Here is a 17157-nt window from a genome sequence, read left to right as displayed (position 1 = left end):
CGTGAACCGGCGTATCAGCCTTGGCCGGGGCTTGATCGTGTCGTCCGGATCAAGGAAGCGTGCTCGCTGCTGCGGACCCCGGCCGTCCACCGTCGCGTTGAAGACAGCTGCTCGGGATCAAGGTGGATGGCCCCGGCGGTCGGCATCGGATGCGCCGCGCCGGGGGAAATCCACCGTCCTCGTTCCCATGGTGCGTTTCGACGCGGCGTACGGCGACCAGATCATCTTCGACAAGATGCTGTAACTGCTGCGCTTCGGCTGCTCTTACGAGGCGATCGCCGACACAACCTGCTCGGCCACCACGATCCGCAGCCGACGTGACGAGTGGATACGACGGGGCGTTTTTGCCCGGCTCAAGCAGCTCTCACTGGAGTCCTACGACCGTATCGTCGGCCTCGTCCTCGACCAGATCGCCGTCGACGGGGCAATCACCAAGGCACCTGGAGGCGGGGAGGCCGCCGGACGCTCACCGGTCGACCGCGGCAAGCAGGGACTGAAGCGCTCGGGCATGACGGATGGATACGGCATTCCGCTGGGCCGTGTCCTGGCCGGTGCCAACCGCCACGACTCCCCGCTGCTCGCCCCGACTCTGGACCGTCTGGAGCGCCTCGGCCCGTTGCCCGACACCATCACCGTGCACCTGGACACCGGCTACGACTCGGACACCACTCGCGCTCTACTCAGGGAACGCGGTCTGCATGGACGCATCGCACACAAGGGGGAGAAGGCGCCCATTCAGGCCAGTCGGCGTTGGCACGTCGAACGCACTCACGCGTGGCAGAACGCCTTTTGCCGTCCCGCCCGGTGCTACGAGCGTCGCGTCAATGTCATTGATGCCTTCTTCGACCTCGCCGACACAGTCATCACCGTGCGCAGCCTGATCCGGCGGTCCTGGACAACTCACCGCTGGGACGAACGCCCGAACCACCGACCGTGATCCTTCGGCCCCGCTCCAGTCACTTCGGCAGATCGGCGGAGAGGAAGGGAGCAAGGAGCGCGAACAATGCGTCGGGGCGGTCGAGGGGGATGATGTGGCCGCAGTCCTGGAGATGGTGTCCGACCAGGTCATCGGCGATGGGACGGAGTTGGCGTTCGAGCCCGGTGCCGACGGGGTGAGAGCCGACGGCCATGGTGGGCATGGTGAGCCGAGCCGTCGCGACGGCGTCCTGGATCTGCTGCGCGCTGGTGGGCAGAGCCCGGTAATAGGAGAACGCGCAGCGCAGGGCCTCGCTCCCGGTGTACGCGTGAACGAAGGCCGCACGGATGTCGTCGGGTACTCCTCGCCCGAGCGTCCCCGAGTCGAGGAACCAGTCGATGTACGGGGCTTCGTTGCCGGCCAGGACGGTCTCAGCGAGGCCGGGGACGGCGTGGAAGCCGAACCACCACGGGGCGCCGCCCGCGACGACGTGTTCGACTCCGGACAGGCGGCCGAGCAGTGCCTCCATCACGACCAGGCGCCGGACGCGGCCGGGCCGGCGCAGCGCGAGCAGGACGGCGGGGGCGGTGCCCGCGTCGATGCCGACCACCGCTGCCGAGGGCTCGCCGAGTGCGTCGAGCAGCCCTTCGGCGTCGGCGGCCAGGGTGCCTGCGTCGTAACCCTCGACGGCACGTGCACTGGCACCGAAGCCTCGCAGGTCCGGAGCGATGACCCGGTACCGTCCGGCCAGTCGGCCCATGATGCCGCTCCAGAGTTGCCAGGTGTGCGGGAAGCCGTGCAGCAGGAGAACTGCGGGTCCGTCCCCGGCGATTGCGACGTTGAGTTGGACGCCGTTCGTGGCGATGCGGCGCAGTTGGTGTGCGGTGGGGACGGGCATGACGGCTCCTCCGACTGGTTACCACTGGTGACCACAGAACGATAGGTAACTGTCCGACCGCTTCCTAGACGGCACTTTCAGGGAAGGTGGTGAGCCACAGGTGACCACCCGAGGGGCCCGGGCCGCCGGTCGTGGGGTACGCGGCGATCTGTTCGATCCCCACTGCCCGACGCGGCAGTTGCTGGACCGCATCGGTACGAAGTGGACGTCGATGGCCGTCAAGAAGCTCGCCGATGCCGCACCGGACGAGGTGCGCTTCGCAGAGCTGAGACGCCGGATGCCCGGCGTCTCGCACAAGATGCTGTCCGTGACGCTGCGAAGCCTGACCCGCGACGGGCTGGTGTCGCGTCGGGTCGAACCGACCGTGCCGCCGCGGGTCTTCTACCGACTCACCGGACTCGGGCTGTCCCTGGAAGCCGCGCTTGCGGGGCTGCGGACCTGGGCGGAGGAGCACATGGCCGAGATCGACCGCGCCAACGAAGCCATCGACCAGGAGGTCGATGAGGGATAGGCAGGCCGGTTCCGCGCTCAGTACTGGTTGGCTTGGGTACTCGATGTAGCCGGCGTCGCCGCCCTGCCAGCACGGAGGAGATGGAGGGGATGTCGTCGGCGCGGTGGCTGGTGACGAAGGAGCTGGTGAAGGACGACGGGGAGATGGTGTTCGAGGACGGCATCTCCCGGTTCTGCGCTGAGCACTCCAAGATCCTGAAGTCGCCGTCGAGAGCACCTATCTGCGGTGCCTCTCAGGCGAACCATCTGCCGTCGGCGTCGACTCGATCACCCTGAAGGGGTTCACAAGCAACTTCTGACGTCGCTTCACTGCGGCGTCCAGCCCGGCTCGCCCTGCCAATCCCTCTCGGGCGCCGTCGCCGGCACCCACCACACCGGTCGCTTCACGAAGGTCCCCTGGCTCGCCAAGCTGCTACGGGTGTCGACCCCCGCCGACCGCGGCCCGGGCCGGCCCTGGCGACCCGGCACCCCGCCGCCGGCCACCCCCGAGGCGCACACCCCCGGGCGCGTACATCTCTTCGAAGTCACGGTTACGGGCCGGGCGTCGCATGCGGGCCTTGAGCCCGAAGCCGGGGTCGACGCCCTGGCGGCAGGGCCCGTCCACAGCGCCATCACCGCCGCCGCGGCCGGAACCGTCACGTCGTACCCGACCCCGCACAGCCCATCTGGGCAGCTGAAGTCCAGGACCAGCGTGCCGTCGAGAACCCGATGCATCGTGGTCGGCGGCACATCCCGGTACGCCTGGTGCTCCGTGACCGCTACCGCGGTCCCGCCGCCACCGGTCACCCGGATGTCTCCCGTCTCGCCCATGATCACCAGCGTCCGCACCGGACCGCTCACGTTGTACCCGACATCCCGGTGCTGCTTGAGCGACTCGTCACCGCACCCGGTCAGCCCACCGCTCAGCGCAGCGACGCCGACAGTCCAAGCCAGCACGCGATTCAGGCGATTCATCACGACCCCCCTCGATCAAGATCACCTGGAGTCAGATGCTGGACTGGTGGGCCTCCTCGGCTGTGCGCAACTGGGTCAGCTCCGCCTCCAGAGCCTCGATCCGAGCCTCCAGCTGCTGCTTGTCCCGTACCGCGTCCGCGTAGCCCTCCTTGTGGCGCTTGGCGATGTGACTGAGCGTGTCGACGCGGTCGGCGAAGGCGTCCCGTTCGGCGGCAATCGGTTGGACGACGTGTTCGGCGACCGTGGCCGCGATCCAGTCCGCCCAGTCACTGATGTGCTGGGCGCCTCCCGGACCGTGGAGTTGGACGTCCTGCAGACCACTGAGCATGGCGGGGCGAATGGTGTCGGCGATCCGCTGGGCAACGGCGGTCTGCGCGCTCACGGCGTCTCCTTCTTCGGTGGTCGGACGGGAGCCGGCCGTCGCGGTCGACGGTCTCCCGGGACACCATTGTGACGGCCGAGGCAGTCGTCATGTCCGCCGGCTGCGGGCACGGGGTCCGCGTCCTCCACGGGTACGACGGTCACCGATGCATGGTCCACAGCTGCGGCGGTGTGCGGTAGAGCGGTAATTCATGAGCGACGGAGCACCTCAGTCCGGACGTCGCCGAAATCTGTCCAGGTCCACAGCCACCGTCGGAGTGACGCGGTCGCGTGTTGGAGACCGTCATGGGGCCCTGGCCCCCGTCCGGGTCCCACCCCTCCGCGTCGAGGGCCGAGCGGGCCGCATGCCTCGCCCACATCGGCTTCGACCGTGTCACCGGCCACCCGTCCGATCCCGAGACGGCGTTCCGCGACGCCGCGGACCAGATGCGCCAAGGCCGACGGCTGACCGTCCAGGCCCTGCGCGACGCTCTGACGGCCACCGGCCGCCCATCGTCCCGGACGTGCGCGGCACCGTCGAACACGCCGGGGCGCCATCCCGGACTCCCTGCACATCTGGCCTGCCGAACTCCCCAACCACCACGGCGAGTTGCCCACCGACAGGCCCCTCGTCCCGCGCTGCGCGGGCGGCAACCGCTCCTCCATCACCGCCAGCCCGCTCCGCCGCCACGGCCACGCCGACGTCTTCGACCCCATCGGCGGCTACCGCGCCAACGGCCTTGGGAGCCTTGGCGGTCCGGGAGCACGGGCTTCCGGACCGCCGTCGGACACCGGTGCTCAGGCGCTCTTGGCGGCGGCGAAGCGGGTGGAGACGTCCTGCCAGTTGACGACGTCCCAGAGGCGGGTGACGTAGTCGGGGCGGACGTTCTTGTACTGCAGGTAGTAGGCGTGCTCCCAGGCGTCGAAGGCGAGCAGCGGAGTGGTGCCCTGGCCGACGTTGCCGTGGTGGTCGTAGACCTGCTCGACGATCAGGCGCTTGCCGAGCGGCTCCCAGGAGAGGATGCCCCAGCCGGAGCCCTGGACGCCGACGGTGGCGGTGGTGAGCTGCTTCTGGAAGGCCTCGAAGCTGCCGAAGTGCTCGGTGATGGCGTCGGCGAGGGCACCTTCGGGACGGTCGCCGCCCTCGGGGGAGAGGTTCTGCCAGAAGAGCGAGTGCAGGACGTGGCCGGAAAGGTTGAAGGCGAGCGTCTTCTGCAGGCCGACCAGGCCGCCGAACTGCTCCTTGTCGCGGGCCTCGGCCAGCTGCTCCAGCGTCAGGTTGGCGCCGTTGACGTAGGCCTGGTGATGCTTGGAGTGGTGCAGCTCCAGGATCTCCGCCGACATCGCCCGCTCGAGCGCGGAGTAGTCGTACGGAAGGTCAGGCAGTGAGTAGGTGCCCATCAGGACACGGCCCCTTTCGACGGTGATGATCGTGCTGGGATCACACTATTGCGTATCACTTGCAATAGCTACTGACATGCTTCAGCATGTCAGATGCGGAGTCGGCCGCGTCATCAGCCGACCGGAGGCACTCCCGAGCGGGCGCGCGTCCTTGCCTGACTGACGATCGTCTTCCCGACCGGCGCCCGCCGGGACATCGGCCGGCCCCGCACCCCTCACATCCCGCCGGGGCCCGCAGCATCCGCACCCGCGGACGGGCTGCCATCGGGAGCAGTTCCGGCCCCACATGCGCGGCATCGACGACGTTCTCGGCTGTCAGCCGGCCCACAGCTCGCTCATACCGGTCCGCTCCATAGCGGCAACTCCGTGGTGACAACACGCCTCGGGGTGGCCCGAGTTCCTCTCGGGCCGCCCCGGAGGATTGTCAGGCGAGGCTCTTCTCCAGCGCCGCGACGTAGTTCTTGATGAAGTGGTCCCGCACGCCGGCGCTGGCCGGGGCGAAGGCGTCGGCGGTCAGGCCCTTGGCCCGGTCGGCCAGCCCGCCGAGCAGTCCCATGGACTCGTGGATCCTGCCGTCGGCGTCGATGTGCCGGAGCGCGTCGACATGGGTGAAGACGGGCTCCGGCGGGAGCTGCGGCACGATGTCGTCGTTGTTGACGAAGCGGTACATGCGGTCCTTGAAGCCCTTGTTGTACGCGGCGGCCAGGATCCGGTCGCAGGTGCGGGGCTGGCCGTAGGTGAAGACGCCGTCCGCCTGGAGCCTGGGCTCCTCCAGATACAGGCGGACACCCGCGAGCATGGCGAGCGCACCGCCGAGGCTGTGGCCGGTGAACCACACCGTCTGGTCGTTGGTCCGGAACTCCGCCAGGGTGTCCCTGACGGCCGGGAAGACCGATTGCAGCGCCGCACCGAAGCCGTAGTGGACGTACCCCGTCATGGCCGGGCCCGGCCACGGCGGCGTGCTGGCGTCCGAGAGCCAGTCACGGATCTCCGCCGGTTCCGTGCCGCGGAACGCGGTGATGATCATGTCATCGCTGGCCATGGTGTACGCCTGGGTGTCCTCCAGCGGGAACGGCGGGGTGAACCTGGTCTGGTGATGGCGTACCCGGTCGAAGCCCCAGGCATGGACCTGGGCGTCGATGGCGACCTCGTCCTGGTAGGCCAGCTCCGACGCCTTGGCCAGCCAGTAGGCGAGCGGAAGGCTGTACTTCTTGGCATGGTGGTCGAGCGAGGTCGGTACGGGCACGGGGGAAGTCCTTCCAGGTCGGGCCGGGCCGCACGTCGGCGGTACGGCGCAGGCACTGATGCCGGTGATCCGGCCACGCCGTCCTACCCGCCGACGAAGCCGGCGGCTTCCGCGATGCTCCGTATTCACCCGGTTGACGGCTCCGACCACAGGCCCCGTGGGGCGGTGAGGCCGCTCGTCTCCCCCGCGGCGGCCCCGGAGCGGGGGAACCTCAGCCCTCGGCCGGTCCGGGCGGACCAGCTGGGGTCGGCTCGGTGGCGACCGTCCGCGTGGGCGGTGCCGCCGTGTGCGGGCCGGCCACGGCGTGGGGCAGCCTGCGCACTGCGGCCGAGGCCAGCGGGATCATGGCGGCGACTCCGTAGACGACGCCGGTCACGGCGGTCACCCGGAAGCCGCCGTAGGCGTGGGCGAGCGGGCCGACGCTGAGCTGGCCGACGGGAATCGCGAGGTAGGACAGCAGGTCGTCGTAGGAGGAGACCCGGGACAGCACGTGCGCGGGCACGTGTTCCTGCAGCGAGGTGTCCCAGCCGATCGCGGCGACGGCGGATCCGATGCCCGCCACGAACGCGGCGGCGACCAGCCAGCCGGCGTGCAGGTGCGCACCGAGCGCGAGCAGGGGCAGGGCCCCCAGCGCGCTCATGATCTGTCCGGCGCGCAGCAGGTACCGGATCACCAGCCGGTACATCAGTGCGCTCATCACCAGCAGACCGAGGCCGCGGGCGCTGAGCACGAGGCCCCAGGCCGCCTCGCCGCCGATCCGTCTGGTGAGCTCCGGCCCGAGGATCTGCCAGGTGCCGGTCTGCACCAGGTTGATCAGACAGAACGTGGCGGACACGATCCACACCCAGCGGATCCGGCGGAACTCCGTCCAGCCGTTTCGGATGTCGGCCGACAGGCCCGTCGAGGAGGGTGCGATCGGGCTGGAGACGCGCAGTCGGGTCAGGCAGCCGGCGGCGACCAGATAGCTCAGGGCGTCGAACGCGATCGCCGGCCCGCCGCCGACGGCCGCGACGATGAGCCCGGCCAGGCTCGGGCCCGCGATCTTCGTGGCGTTGCGCGTCGCCGCCAGCAGGGAGTTGGCCTGCTGGAGCCGGTCGGCGTCGACGAGTTCGGGGACGACGCCGCGCAGCGCCGGCGTGGTGAAGGCGGCCAGCACGCCGTTGAGGGCTTCGAGCCCGGCTACCAGGAGGAGGGAGTACCGGCCGCTCAGCAGGAGCGCGGCGACGCCGCCCTGGGTGAGCGCCGAGCCCAGATTGGCGGCGACCAGCACCGTACGCCGGGAGAACCGGTCGGCGGTGGCGCCCCCGAGCAGGAGGAACGCCAGCAGCGGCACCATGTGGGCGGCCAGGACGATGCCGAGGTCGTCGGTGTTCCCGGAGGCGTCGAGAACCGCGAACGCCAGCGCTACGGGAGCCATCGACGTGCCGAGCAGGGACACCGTCTGCCCGGTGTAGAACCAGCGGAAGTCCGGCTGACGAATGATCAGGAGTGAGAGGCGCACGGGCCGTATTCTCGGGGCGCCGTCGGCATGGGCGCCAAGCGTTTTGGCAGGCGGCGAAGGATGGCGCGGTCGAGGCCGCCGGCTCCGGGCGTTCGCCTCCCCTCGGACGGACACTACCCGGACACTCCAACTGCACATCCATGCCCTAACTCTCCATCATTTCACGAGAGTTCACTCATCAGGGTGAACATAGAACTCATGTCCGGTGCACATGGGCGCCGTCGCGGATAGTGGGAAGCCGATCAGGGAGCACCGCACCCCCGGACAGGACCGGCGTCCCCTGCAACCACCCGGCGCGAAGCCCGGCGGCCTGATCCGCGGAGAGCGTGCACGCGACGGAGCGAAGGAGCGAAGTGAAACCGGTCATCGGACTCGCCGTCGGCCGAGGAACGGGCGCGGAGCTCGCGGCCGTCTTCGAACAGGTTCTGGGCAGGATCGCGCAGTTGCACGAGACCGACATCGAGGTCGTACGCTCACCCCGGGTCTACCACTCCTACCTGTCACTGAAGGCCGAGCGGGCGGGTGTCGAGCGGATCGGCCGGCTCACGCAGGAGGACGCCGCGCACTACGAGCGGTTCTGCCGCGAGCAGGCGGGGCTCGGCACCCGGGCCGTGTTCCGCACCGCGATCAACGCCCAGTCCCTCTACCTGGTGCGGCAGCGCCTCCAGGCCGTCAAGGTCGAGACCATCACCGCCGGGGACGCGACGCTGCTGCTGGTGCGGGACGAGGCCCAGGGCTTCTACACCGGGGAGAACCGCCACTCCCCCGGACTGGTCACCCGCACCATGGAGTTCAGCCGGGAGGTCACCGAGCAGGTCGTCTCCTTCGCCGTCCGCCGCGCCGCCCGGTTGTGGCCGGGCCACGGGCCCGCCCGGGTCGTCATGGCCTACAAGTTCCACCTGCTGGACGGCGCCCTCGACGAATGGGTGGCGGAGATCTCGGCGCGGCACGGCGTGGAGGTCCAGCTGTTCCAGCCGGACACGGTGAACCGCAATCTGATCGCACACGGCCTCTCGGACCGCACCGTCATCATCGCGGGCAACGAGTGGGCCGACATCATGCACGTGGTCCTGCTCGACCGGTTCGCCTCCGAGCGCCAGGAGAACCGCTGCACGGAGAACGTCCACCTCCACCCCGACCTCAAGGGGCTGGTCGAGTACCAGACCGTGCACGGGTCCGCCGACGACCTTGAGGGGACGGGCACGGTCAACCCGGTGGCGACCGTCCGGGCCGCCGCTCTCATCGCGGAGCGGCACGCGGGCTGCTCAGGGGCGGTCCACGCCACCGAACGCGCCCTGGCGGCCGTCCTCGAACAGGGCATCAGCACCCCGGACCTCGGCGGGCGGCACTCCACCACAGCGGTGGTCGACGCGCTCCTCGAGGTGCTGGAACCGCACCTGCCCGAGGACATGACGGCCCCCGCCGGCGCACTGGCCACCGGATCATGACCACCGGACGCGGAACGGCGCTGGTCGTCGTCGACCTGCAGAACGACTTCTGCGCGGGCCCGGTCGCCACCTCCCGGTACCCCGGTGACCCCGCGACACTGGAGGCGGTGACGGCGAACACGGCGCGGGCCGTCGACTCGGCGCGGGCCCACGGCGTCGAGGTCGTCTTCGTGCGGTTCCTCGGCGACGTGGTCCACCAGCGGGCGAGCTGGCGGCACCGCGACGCCGTACTGGGCAAGCGCCCCAAGTGCCTTGAAGGCAGCTGGGGCGCCGAGTTCCACCTGGTGGCACCGGCGCCCGGCGAGGCGGTCTTCACCAAGCGGGCCTGCTTCGACGCGTTCCTCAGCGACGGGTTCGAACGCCACCTCATCCTCAGCGGCGCTGAACACCTCGTGTTCACCGGCCTGTTCACCGACGTCTGTGTGGACTCCACGGCGCGCACCGCGTTCCAGAAAGGGTTCCACGTAACGGTGTTGCGGGACTGCACTACAGCTCTCCATCTGCCGGACGAGCGGATCCTGCACTTCATGAACCGCGTCTACGGCGCCCGCGTCACCACCCACGACCAGCTCTCCGTCTGGTCACGGCGCCCCGGTGAGGAGGACACATGGCCGGCACCGCCCGGCTCGGCACCGGGGTCGAAGGCGGCGTCGGCCTGACCGCGCTCATGGTCGCCGCGGCCCGGGCGATCGAGACCCGCCGCCCCGACGCCCTGGCACAGGACGTCTACGCGGAGCACTTCGTGCGCGCCGCACAGGCGTCCGCCCACTGGCCGGTCCACCCCCGGCAGGTCCCGGACGGCGACGCCGATCCGCTGTGGGGCAGGCTCGGCCGCTACTTCGGCCTTCGGACCAGGGTCCTGGACGACTTCCTCCTGCGGTCCGCGCACACGGGCACCAGCCAGGTCGTCCTGCTCGGGGCCGGGCTCGACACCCGGGCGTTCCGGCTCGACCTGCCCCCGGGCCGCACCGTCTTCGAGATCGACCAGGAGGACGTCCTCGCGTTCAAGCAGCGGGTCCTCGACCGGCTGGGCGCCGCACCGACCGCGCGCCGGGTGACGGTGGCGGCTGATCTGCGCCTCGGCTGGGCCGGAGCACTGACCGCCGCCGGCTTCCAACCCGCCGAGCCCACCGCCTGGTTGGCCGAGGGCCTGTTGCTCTACCTCCCCCGCGACGCCGAGCGAGGCCTCTTCGCCGCGGTCGACGGACTCAGCGCGGACGGGAGCACGCTGGCCTACGAGGTGAAGCTGGGTACGGAGTCGGCCGCGGTCCGCGCGAACCCGGTCTACTCGGCCGCGCGGAACCGCATCGGCGTCGACCTGCTCGCCCTGTTCGACGGGGAGCCCCGGCCCGACTCCGCCGGTGACCTGTCCGAACGCGGCTGGTCCGCGTCGGTCCGCACCCCGTTCGACTTCAGCCGCCACCACGGTCGCGGCCCGCTTCCCGAACCGGACGACGCACTCGGCGGCAACAGGTGGGTGTTCGCTCACAAGTCCGTGCCGTGACACGGCTGTCGAATCGGTGCCACCGGCACGGAACCCGGCAGACGGTCGGCGCGACGAGTAGCAGGACCGGTCCCTCGGCGCTGACGGCTGTTCCGCCGTTCCCCGTCGCTGTCCTCGGCCCGGCCTAGCCGAGATCGAACGGGGCCGGGTCGTGGCCCTCCCAGATCCGGCGGGAGGCCTGTTCGGGGTAGGGCACGGTCGTCGACTCGGTGTCCAGGACCCGGGTGAGCTGCCGGTCGGGGCGGTAGGCGGCCCAACCGGCCTCGCCGGTGGTCGCGAAGCGGACCCACGCCTGCTGGAGTTCCCGCGACACCGCGACGGCCTCGGGGGTGGGCGGGGCACCGAAGAGCTGCGTGCCGATGGGGCTGTCCAGCGTGCCGAACGCCAGGGGGACGTCGAGGCTGTGACAGGCCCCCAGGACCCCTCCGAGGGCCGGGGAGGTCAGCCGCAGCTCGAACAGGAACGAGGTTCCCCCGGCTACGGCGTTCGCCTCGGCCAGCCGCATCGAGGGCATCCGGAAGACGGCATCGGAGTACACCGTCTCCAGCAGCTCCTCCGGCGTGGCCTGTGGGCTGGCGGCGCGATAGGCGTCCGCACCGTCCGGTGCGGGCGCGAACAGGTCCAGGGCGGTACGGGCGTCCTGCTCCGTGAACCGGCCCACCCGCCCGGTCATGACGCTGAACAGCCGGAACTCGTCGCGGGTGTGTCCGACGAGGAGATCGATTCCGTCCGCGCGGCCATCCGTCAGCGCGGGCCACGGCGTTTCGGTGAGGACCTCGCCGTCGACCACGGGGCATATGGCGACACCGGCCTGGGCGAGCCGCCCCCAGCTCTCGCGGTGGTTCGGGAGGTCGACGCAGAGCGCGGTGACCTCCTCGGCCAGGCGCCAGGGGTCGACGGCGGCGAGGGACTCGGCGGTGGGCACCGTACCGAGCCGCTCCGCGAGCACGGCGGCGACCTGCTCCGCCAGGGCGCGGGTGCAGTGCAGGCCCGGCACCGAGTGGGTGATGGCCCGCCGGAACAGGCCGCGTGCCCGCTCCATCGTCAGCAGGGCGGCGATCGACCCCGCCCCGGCCGACTGCCCGGCCACCGTGACCTGGTCGGGGTCTCCTCCGAAGGAGGCGATGTTCCGACGCACCCACTGCAACGCCGCGATCTGGTCGAGGAACCCCCGGTTCGGCGGAGCGCCCTCAAGGAAGGCGAAACCCTCGGCACCCACCCGGTAGTTGACGCTCACCACGACGAGCCCCGCCCCGGCCAGCGCCGCCGGGTCGTACTGCGGGTCACTGGAGTCCGCGGCCATGTAGCCGCCGCCGGGGATCCACACCAGCACCGGCAGCCCCGCCGCGCCCGGGTCCGGAGTGCAGACGTTGAGCGTCAGCCACTCCGTACCGTCCGGCGAACTGTGGTGCACCGGCCCGGACTGCGGCACCACGGGCCCGAACTCGACCGCCTGCCTCGTCCCTTCCCAGGGCCGGGGTGGGGCCGGCGCGGCGAACCGGAGCGCTCCCACCGGCGGCTGGGCGTAGGGGATGCCACGGAACACCGCGTGACCCCGCAGTCGGCGGCCCTCCACGACGCCCTCCGCGGTACGCACCCTTGGCTGTTCGGACATGTCGCTTCCTCCTCGGCGGAGCTCTGTTTTAGGTCATCCGTATTATTTCAGTCGACTGTATTGTGTCAACGGTATTGAGCGACGACGCACGGAGAATCCGACGATGCCGAAGCAGGTGGACCACCGCGAACGCCGGGAGACGATCGCCCGAGCACTGTGGCGGGTGGCGGAGCAGCGCGGCGTGACGCATCTGACCATGCGTGAGGTCGCACAGGAGGCGGGCATCTCGCTCGGGCAGCTGCAGCACTACTTCTCCTCCCGGGAGGCGATGCTCTCCTTCGCCATGGAATTCGCGTCCGAGCAGGCCTCGTTGCGCGTCGGCCGGGGCCTTGCGGGGCTCGGCGACAGGCCGCACCCCCGTGACGTGCTCCGGGTGATGCTCACGGAGATGCTCCCGCTGCATGCCGACGCCCGCGCGACCAGCCGGATGAGCGCCGCCTTCGTGCTGGAGGCGCTGCACAACGAGAACTTCCACGCGCGGGCGCGCGGCGGGATGGTCCAGGGACGCGCCATCGTCGAGCAGTTGGTCCGCCAGGCGATCGCCGACGGGTACATCGGCGCCGATCGCGACCCGGTGGCCGAGACCAATCTGCTCCTGGCGCTCACCGGCTTCACCACCCTCATCGAGCTGGCCGTGGTCGAACCCCAGGAGGTGCTCACCGCCGTCGATCAGTACCTGGACAGGCTGTTCGCCGAGGACGGCCGGCGCACGGCGTCCTGACCGCGCCGGGGCCGCCCGGCTCCGCGCCCGCAGCCCCCTCAGCCGGCCCCGGTTCCTGACACGGCCCGGAGTGCCGTCGCCGCACGATGTGCGGATGTCCCGGTTTCGCTGATGCCCCGGTTTTGCCGATCCGGCAAGAAGTTTGGCCAAACCGCCATGTCCCGTCCGACGATCGCCGAGGACGCGAGGAGGGGCTTCGTCCGACCGCGGCGGACACCGTCCGCGCGGTGGCCGAGCGCCGCGCCCACGGCACCACTACCGAGGAAGAGGGACGATGAGCGAGCAGTTCGACAGCGAGATCGGCCGGTACTGGGAGGAGCACTACCGCTCGCGCGAGCGCCTGTGGAGCGGGCGGCCCAACCCGTTGCTGGTCGAGGTGGCCGCGCCGCTGGGCCCGGGCCGCGTCCTGGACCTGGGCTGCGGCGAGGGCGGTGACGCGGTCTGGCTGGCCCGTTCCGGCTGGCAGGTGACCGCGGTGGACGTCTCCGCCACCGCCCTGGAGCGGGCCCGGGCGCACGCGGTCGAGGCCGGGGCCGCGGACCGGATCGACTTCCAGCGGCACGACCTGGGCCGCACCCTGCCCGAGGGCAGCTTCGACCTGGTCTCCGCCCAGTACCTGCAGTCGCAGGTGGAGTTCCCGCGGGACCGGGTGCTGCACTCGGCGGCGGAACTGGTGGCCGACGACGGTCTGCTGCTGGTGGTCGACCACGCCGCGGCGCCGCCGTGGTCCGGGCACTTCCACGAGCATGTCTTCCCCACCGCCCGCGAGACCCTGACCGAGATCGGCCTGGCCCCGGACGACTGGCATCTGGAGCGCCTGGCCACGCCCGAGCGGGAGGCCGTGGGCCCGGACGGCCAGCCGGGCACGCTCGCCGACAACGTGATCCTGCTGCGCCGGCTGGCCCGCTGAGCGGGACCGCCGCCGGCTCCCGGGCAAGGGGAGCCGGCAGCGGTGGCCGTCCGGTGGCCGCCGACGCCCGGTCGGCCGCCCGCGCTGTCCGCGCTGTCCGCGCCAACCTCCCGTTCAGGTAAGGACGTTGACCGTCCTGACCCCCACCACCGAGCCGAGGTTCAGCGGGCGACGATCCGCCGGAGCCAGCGGGAACGGGTGTCGAGGGCCTCCCGGCTGAGGACCGCCCGCGGTGCGAGGGTGTCGAATCCGTGGAAGGCGCCGGGCCATACGTGCAGTTCGGCCGCGCCGCCGGCCTGCCAGATCGCGTTGGCGTAGGCCACGGCCTCGTCCCTGAAGGTCTCGGCCGACCCGACCTCGACGTAGGCCGGGGGAAGTCCGGACAGATCCGTGGCTCGGGCAGGGGCCGCGTAGGGCGGCAGGTCGGCGGCGCCGTACCGGTCGCCCAGCAGCGCCTGCCACGCGGTCGCATTGGAGGTTCGGTCCCAGGTGTCGTGGCCGGCCATCTGATGGCTGGAGAAGGTGTCGTTGCGGTCGTCGAGCATCGGGCTCAGCAGCAGCTGACCGAGCGGAACCGGCCCGCCGCGGTCGCGGGTCAGCAGGGCGAGGGCCGCGGCGAGTCCACCGCCGGCGCTCTTCCCGCCGATGATGATGCGGTCCGCGTCGAGACCCAGTCCGGCCGCGTGCTCGGCCACCCAGGTGAGTCCGGCATAGCAGTCCTCCACCGGTCCGGGGTACCGCGTCTTCGGCGCCAGTCGGTACTCGACGGAGACGACGGCGAGCTGCAGCGGGAGCGCCCACTCACTGAGCAGCCGCGGAAGCACCGACCACGCATTGCCCATGATCATTCCGCCGCCGTGCATGTAGTACAGCAGCGGCAGCTGACCGGTGGCCCCGGCGGGCCGTGCACTGACCAGCCTGACCTCGCTCCCGTCCCCGTCTCCCGGCGCACGCAGTTCCTCCACCTCGAACCGGCCACCGGCCTGGAGTTCCCGGACCGTCGGCAGGGGCCGGGCCGCGGCGTCCCGCTCCTGCCTGGCCGCAAGACCCTCCGGGGTGAGCGGCTCCCTCACCTCCGCTCCCATGGCCGCCAGCACGGCACTCAGCTCAGGGTCGAAGGCAGGCGCCCGCCGAGCCGTCGAGACAGGGCCTCGCTCCGACGGCATTTCTCCGACACCCATGACAGGACCTCCCCCTCGGCCGAGGAATGCCCGGCGGCATCCCGACCGGGACAGCTTGTCAGCCAGTCCGCACCCAGGGGAAACCCCGGCGGGGTACGCACCCTGACCGCAAGGGGAGCGGCCCTCATGCACCTGGCGCTCTGCAAGACCGTTCCCGGACTGTCCGACACAGCCGGCCGCCGCGTACGTGCTGCGCATCCTCGCCGGAACCGCCGCGGCCGTCCGGCGCGCCCGCCGCTGCTGGACGGAGATCACCACCCCCAATATCTCCCCTTACGATTATGTCGCACGCCGATGTAATATCAGGATATGAGATGGCTCGACGGCACTCCGCTGCCGTGGAGCCCGAGGACCTTCGCCCAGCAAGGCATCCGCCGAGGGGAAACACAGATGGCGGACCGAACGCACCACACCGACGCCCGACCCACCACGCCTATGATCCGCACCCTTCTCACCGTCGAACGCCCACGGCCCGAGGCCGTCCGCAACCACGCGGGGGCGTGGCGGTTCGCGGTGCTCACCGTCTGCTTCGGCGCCTTCATGGGCCAGCTCGACGCCAGCATCGTCACCCTCACCTACCAGGCGCTGCGCGAGGAGTTCCACACCACGCTCGCCGCGGTGCAGTGGGTCTCGCTCTCCTACCTGCTCACACTCGTCGCCCTGCTGGTACCGATCGGCCGCTTCTCCGACGTGCACGGCCGCAAACTCATGTACCTGTACGGCTTCGCCGTCTTCACCCTCGCCTCCGCCGCCTGCGGCCTGGCCCCGACCCTGGCGGCCCTGGTCGGCTTCCGCGTCGTGCAGGCCGCCGGCGCCGCACTCATGCAGGCCAACAGCGTCGCCCTGGTCACCACCAGCGCCCCACCGGGCAGGATGCGCGCCGCCCTCGGCATGCAGGCCGCAGGCCAGGCGATCGGCCTCGCCCTCGGACCGACCGTCGGCGGTGCCATCGTCGCGACCCTCGGCTGGCGCTGGGTGTTCTGGATCAACGTCCCCGTCGGCATCCTCTCCCTGATCGCCGGACACTACCTGCTCCCCCGTACCCGCGAACGCGCCCGCACCTCCTGCACCGACACCGTCGGCGTCGCCCTGCTGGCCGCCGCCACCACCTGCGCCCTGCTCGCCCTGTCCGTCGCCTCCGGACTCGGCACTCCGGTGTGGACCGCCGCCGTGCTGGGCGCCGCCGCAGCCGTCGCGGGCTGGGCCTTCCTGCGCCGCCAGTCCCGGCACCCCGATCCGCTGATCGACCTGGAACTGCTGCACCGAGGTCCGGTCGGGACCGGCCTGCTGGGCGGCCTGTGCGGATACCTGGTGCTGTTCGGACCGCTGGTCCTCGTCCCCGTCGAACTCGCCCGCCGGCACGTCTCGTCCATATCCGCCGGGATGGTGCTCACCGCCCTGCCGGTCGGTTTCGCGCTGGCCGCGACCTTGGCCGAGCGGCTGCTGCCGCTGGGCTGGGACGACCGCAGGCGCAGCCGCGCGGGCGCGGCGGGCTGCATCGGGGCGCTGGTCCTGCTGGTCCTGCTGCCCGTCCACGCCGCGCTGCTGCCGGTACCGCTTCTTCTGCTCGGCCTCGCGCTCGGGGTGTTCATCCCGGCCAACAACTCCGTGGTGATGCACGCGCTGCCGCGCAGCGCCGCCGCGGCCGGTGGCGGCATGGTCAACATGACCCGTGGCCTGGGTACTGCCCTCGGTGTCGCCGCGGTCACTCTGGCCCTCCACCTGGCCCACGGCACGGCCGGCTATGTGGCGGCCTCGGCCGTTCTGCTCGCCTTCGCGGCCCTCGCTCTCGCCACCACCGCGCCGACGCGGCCCACGGCGGGCGCCCCGGAATCCTGAACGGGGACTTACGGCTTCCGCACCGCGTGCCCGGCACGACGGCGGGCCGGCGCGGCGAGTCCACCGGTGCGCGGGCGCGGGCCCGGGCCCGCCGTCGGGGAAGGGCGTGACCGGTTCGGCCCCAGGTCGTACGTCTCCCGGCCCGGTCCCTCT

15 protein-coding genes and 2 pseudogenes are annotated in these 17157 nt (G+C 71.2%); 9 read left to right on the top strand and 8 right to left on the bottom strand.

The genetic code is table 11. The annotated features are described in order from the left end of the window. Positions 1-214 precede the first annotated feature (214 nt). A pseudogene (locus ACSMTC_RS38215) lies at positions 215-937 on the top strand (IS5 family transposase); the annotation flags it as partial. 19 nt (positions 938-956) lie between these two features. Here ACSMTC_RS38215 and ACSMTC_RS38210 read toward each other — a convergent pair. Then, positions 957-1814 (bottom strand): alpha/beta fold hydrolase, encoded by an 858-nt coding sequence (locus ACSMTC_RS38210; RefSeq protein WP_436564361.1) that lies wholly within the window; start codon positions 1812-1814, stop codon positions 957-959. 100 nt (positions 1815-1914) lie between these two features. On the opposite strand from ACSMTC_RS38210, the gene ACSMTC_RS38205 reads away from it, so the two are divergent. Continuing rightward, positions 1915-2325 carry a winged helix-turn-helix transcriptional regulator gene (locus tag ACSMTC_RS38205; protein WP_436564360.1) on the top strand — a complete coding sequence of 137 codons (411 nt, stop codon included), beginning with the start codon at positions 1915-1917 and terminating at the stop codon, positions 2323-2325. Between the two features lie 225 nt (positions 2326-2550). Beyond that, positions 2551-2694 (top strand): annotated as a pseudogene (locus tag ACSMTC_RS40640) (hypothetical protein); the annotation flags it as partial. On the opposite strand, the gene ACSMTC_RS38200 reads toward ACSMTC_RS40640, so the two are convergent. The 5 genes from ACSMTC_RS38200 to ACSMTC_RS38180 all read right to left on the bottom strand — a co-directional run bounded on the left by ACSMTC_RS38200 (position 2631) and on the right by ACSMTC_RS38180 (position 7786). After that, positions 2631-3278: a hypothetical protein gene (locus ACSMTC_RS38200; protein WP_436564359.1), complete on the bottom strand. Its 648-nt coding sequence runs from the start codon at positions 3276-3278 to the stop codon at positions 2631-2633. The pseudogene ACSMTC_RS40640 and the gene ACSMTC_RS38200 sit on opposite strands and share 64 nt — an antisense overlap. A 31-nt stretch (positions 3279-3309) precedes the next feature. Beyond that, positions 3310-3660 carry a hypothetical protein gene (locus tag ACSMTC_RS38195; RefSeq protein WP_436564358.1) on the bottom strand — a complete coding sequence of 117 codons (351 nt, stop codon included), beginning with the start codon at positions 3658-3660 and terminating at the stop codon, positions 3310-3312. Positions 3661-4436: 776 nt separating this feature from the next. After that, a complete protein-coding gene (locus ACSMTC_RS38190) occupies positions 4437-5039 on the bottom strand; it encodes a superoxide dismutase (protein ID WP_436564357.1) in 603 nt (200 codons plus the stop codon). Between the two features lie 424 nt (positions 5040-5463). Then, a complete protein-coding gene (locus ACSMTC_RS38185; protein WP_436564356.1) occupies positions 5464-6285 on the bottom strand; it encodes a lipase family protein in 822 nt (273 codons plus the stop codon). Between the two features lie 211 nt (positions 6286-6496). Continuing rightward, positions 6497-7786 carry an MFS transporter gene (locus tag ACSMTC_RS38180; protein WP_436564355.1) on the bottom strand — a complete coding sequence of 430 codons (1290 nt, stop codon included), beginning with the start codon at positions 7784-7786 and terminating at the stop codon, positions 6497-6499. 353 nt (positions 7787-8139) lie between these two features. Here ACSMTC_RS38180 and ACSMTC_RS38175 point away from each other — a divergent pair, with 353 nt between their 5' ends. Genes ACSMTC_RS38175 through ACSMTC_RS38165 form a run of 3 tightly spaced genes read left to right on the top strand, consistent with a single transcriptional unit; the run spans position 8140 to position 10738 of the window. Beyond that, the gene (locus tag ACSMTC_RS38175) at positions 8140-9234 is read left to right on the top strand and encodes an isocitrate/isopropylmalate family dehydrogenase (RefSeq protein ID WP_436564354.1); all 1095 of its coding nucleotides are present in this window, start codon (positions 8140-8142) and stop codon (positions 9232-9234) included. Next, on the top strand, positions 9231-9893 hold the full coding sequence (locus ACSMTC_RS38170) for a cysteine hydrolase family protein (protein ID WP_436564353.1): 663 nt from the start codon (positions 9231-9233) through the stop codon (positions 9891-9893). The genes ACSMTC_RS38175 and ACSMTC_RS38170 overlap by 4 nt, the downstream gene beginning before the upstream one ends. Continuing rightward, positions 9842-10738: a class I SAM-dependent methyltransferase gene (locus ACSMTC_RS38165; RefSeq protein ID WP_436564352.1), complete on the top strand. Its 897-nt coding sequence runs from the start codon at positions 9842-9844 to the stop codon at positions 10736-10738. The genes ACSMTC_RS38170 and ACSMTC_RS38165 overlap by 52 nt, the downstream gene beginning before the upstream one ends. Positions 10739-10862: 124 nt before the next feature. On the opposite strand, the gene ACSMTC_RS38160 is transcribed toward ACSMTC_RS38165, so the two are convergent. Then, positions 10863-12353 (bottom strand): carboxylesterase/lipase family protein, encoded by a 1491-nt coding sequence (locus tag ACSMTC_RS38160; protein WP_436564351.1) that lies wholly within the window; start codon positions 12351-12353, stop codon positions 10863-10865. 103 nt (positions 12354-12456) lie between these two features. On the opposite strand from ACSMTC_RS38160, the gene ACSMTC_RS38155 reads away from it, so the two are divergent. Together ACSMTC_RS38155 and ACSMTC_RS38150 are read left to right on the top strand one after the other, a co-directional pair. Continuing rightward, positions 12457-13074 carry a TetR/AcrR family transcriptional regulator gene (locus tag ACSMTC_RS38155; RefSeq protein ID WP_436564350.1) on the top strand — a complete coding sequence of 206 codons (618 nt, stop codon included), beginning with the start codon at positions 12457-12459 and terminating at the stop codon, positions 13072-13074. 274 nt (positions 13075-13348) lie between these two features. Continuing rightward, positions 13349-13984, top strand: a complete 636-nt coding sequence (locus tag ACSMTC_RS38150) for a class I SAM-dependent methyltransferase (protein ID WP_436564349.1) — start codon at positions 13349-13351, stop codon at positions 13982-13984. Positions 13985-14145: 161 nt separating this feature from the next. Here ACSMTC_RS38150 and ACSMTC_RS38145 read toward each other — a convergent pair whose 3' ends face one another. Continuing rightward, the gene (locus ACSMTC_RS38145; protein ID WP_436564348.1) at positions 14146-15165 is read right to left on the bottom strand and encodes an alpha/beta hydrolase; all 1020 of its coding nucleotides are present in this window, start codon (positions 15163-15165) and stop codon (positions 14146-14148) included. A 435-nt stretch (positions 15166-15600) separates the two neighbouring features. On the opposite strand from ACSMTC_RS38145, the gene ACSMTC_RS38140 reads away from it, so the two are divergent. Then, complete coding sequence (locus ACSMTC_RS38140) at positions 15601-17004, top strand: MFS transporter (RefSeq protein ID WP_436564347.1); 1404 nt, start codon at positions 15601-15603, stop codon at positions 17002-17004. The last annotated feature ends 153 nt before the right edge of the window (positions 17005-17157 follow it).

This window comes from Kitasatospora sp. HPM-01-4 (assembly GCF_051374625.1).
Taxonomy (GTDB): domain Bacteria; phylum Actinomycetota; class Actinomycetes; order Streptomycetales; family Streptomycetaceae; genus Kitasatospora.
The sequence above is the reverse complement of the archived record's forward strand: the minus strand, read 5'-3'. Positions and strand labels throughout refer to the sequence as shown.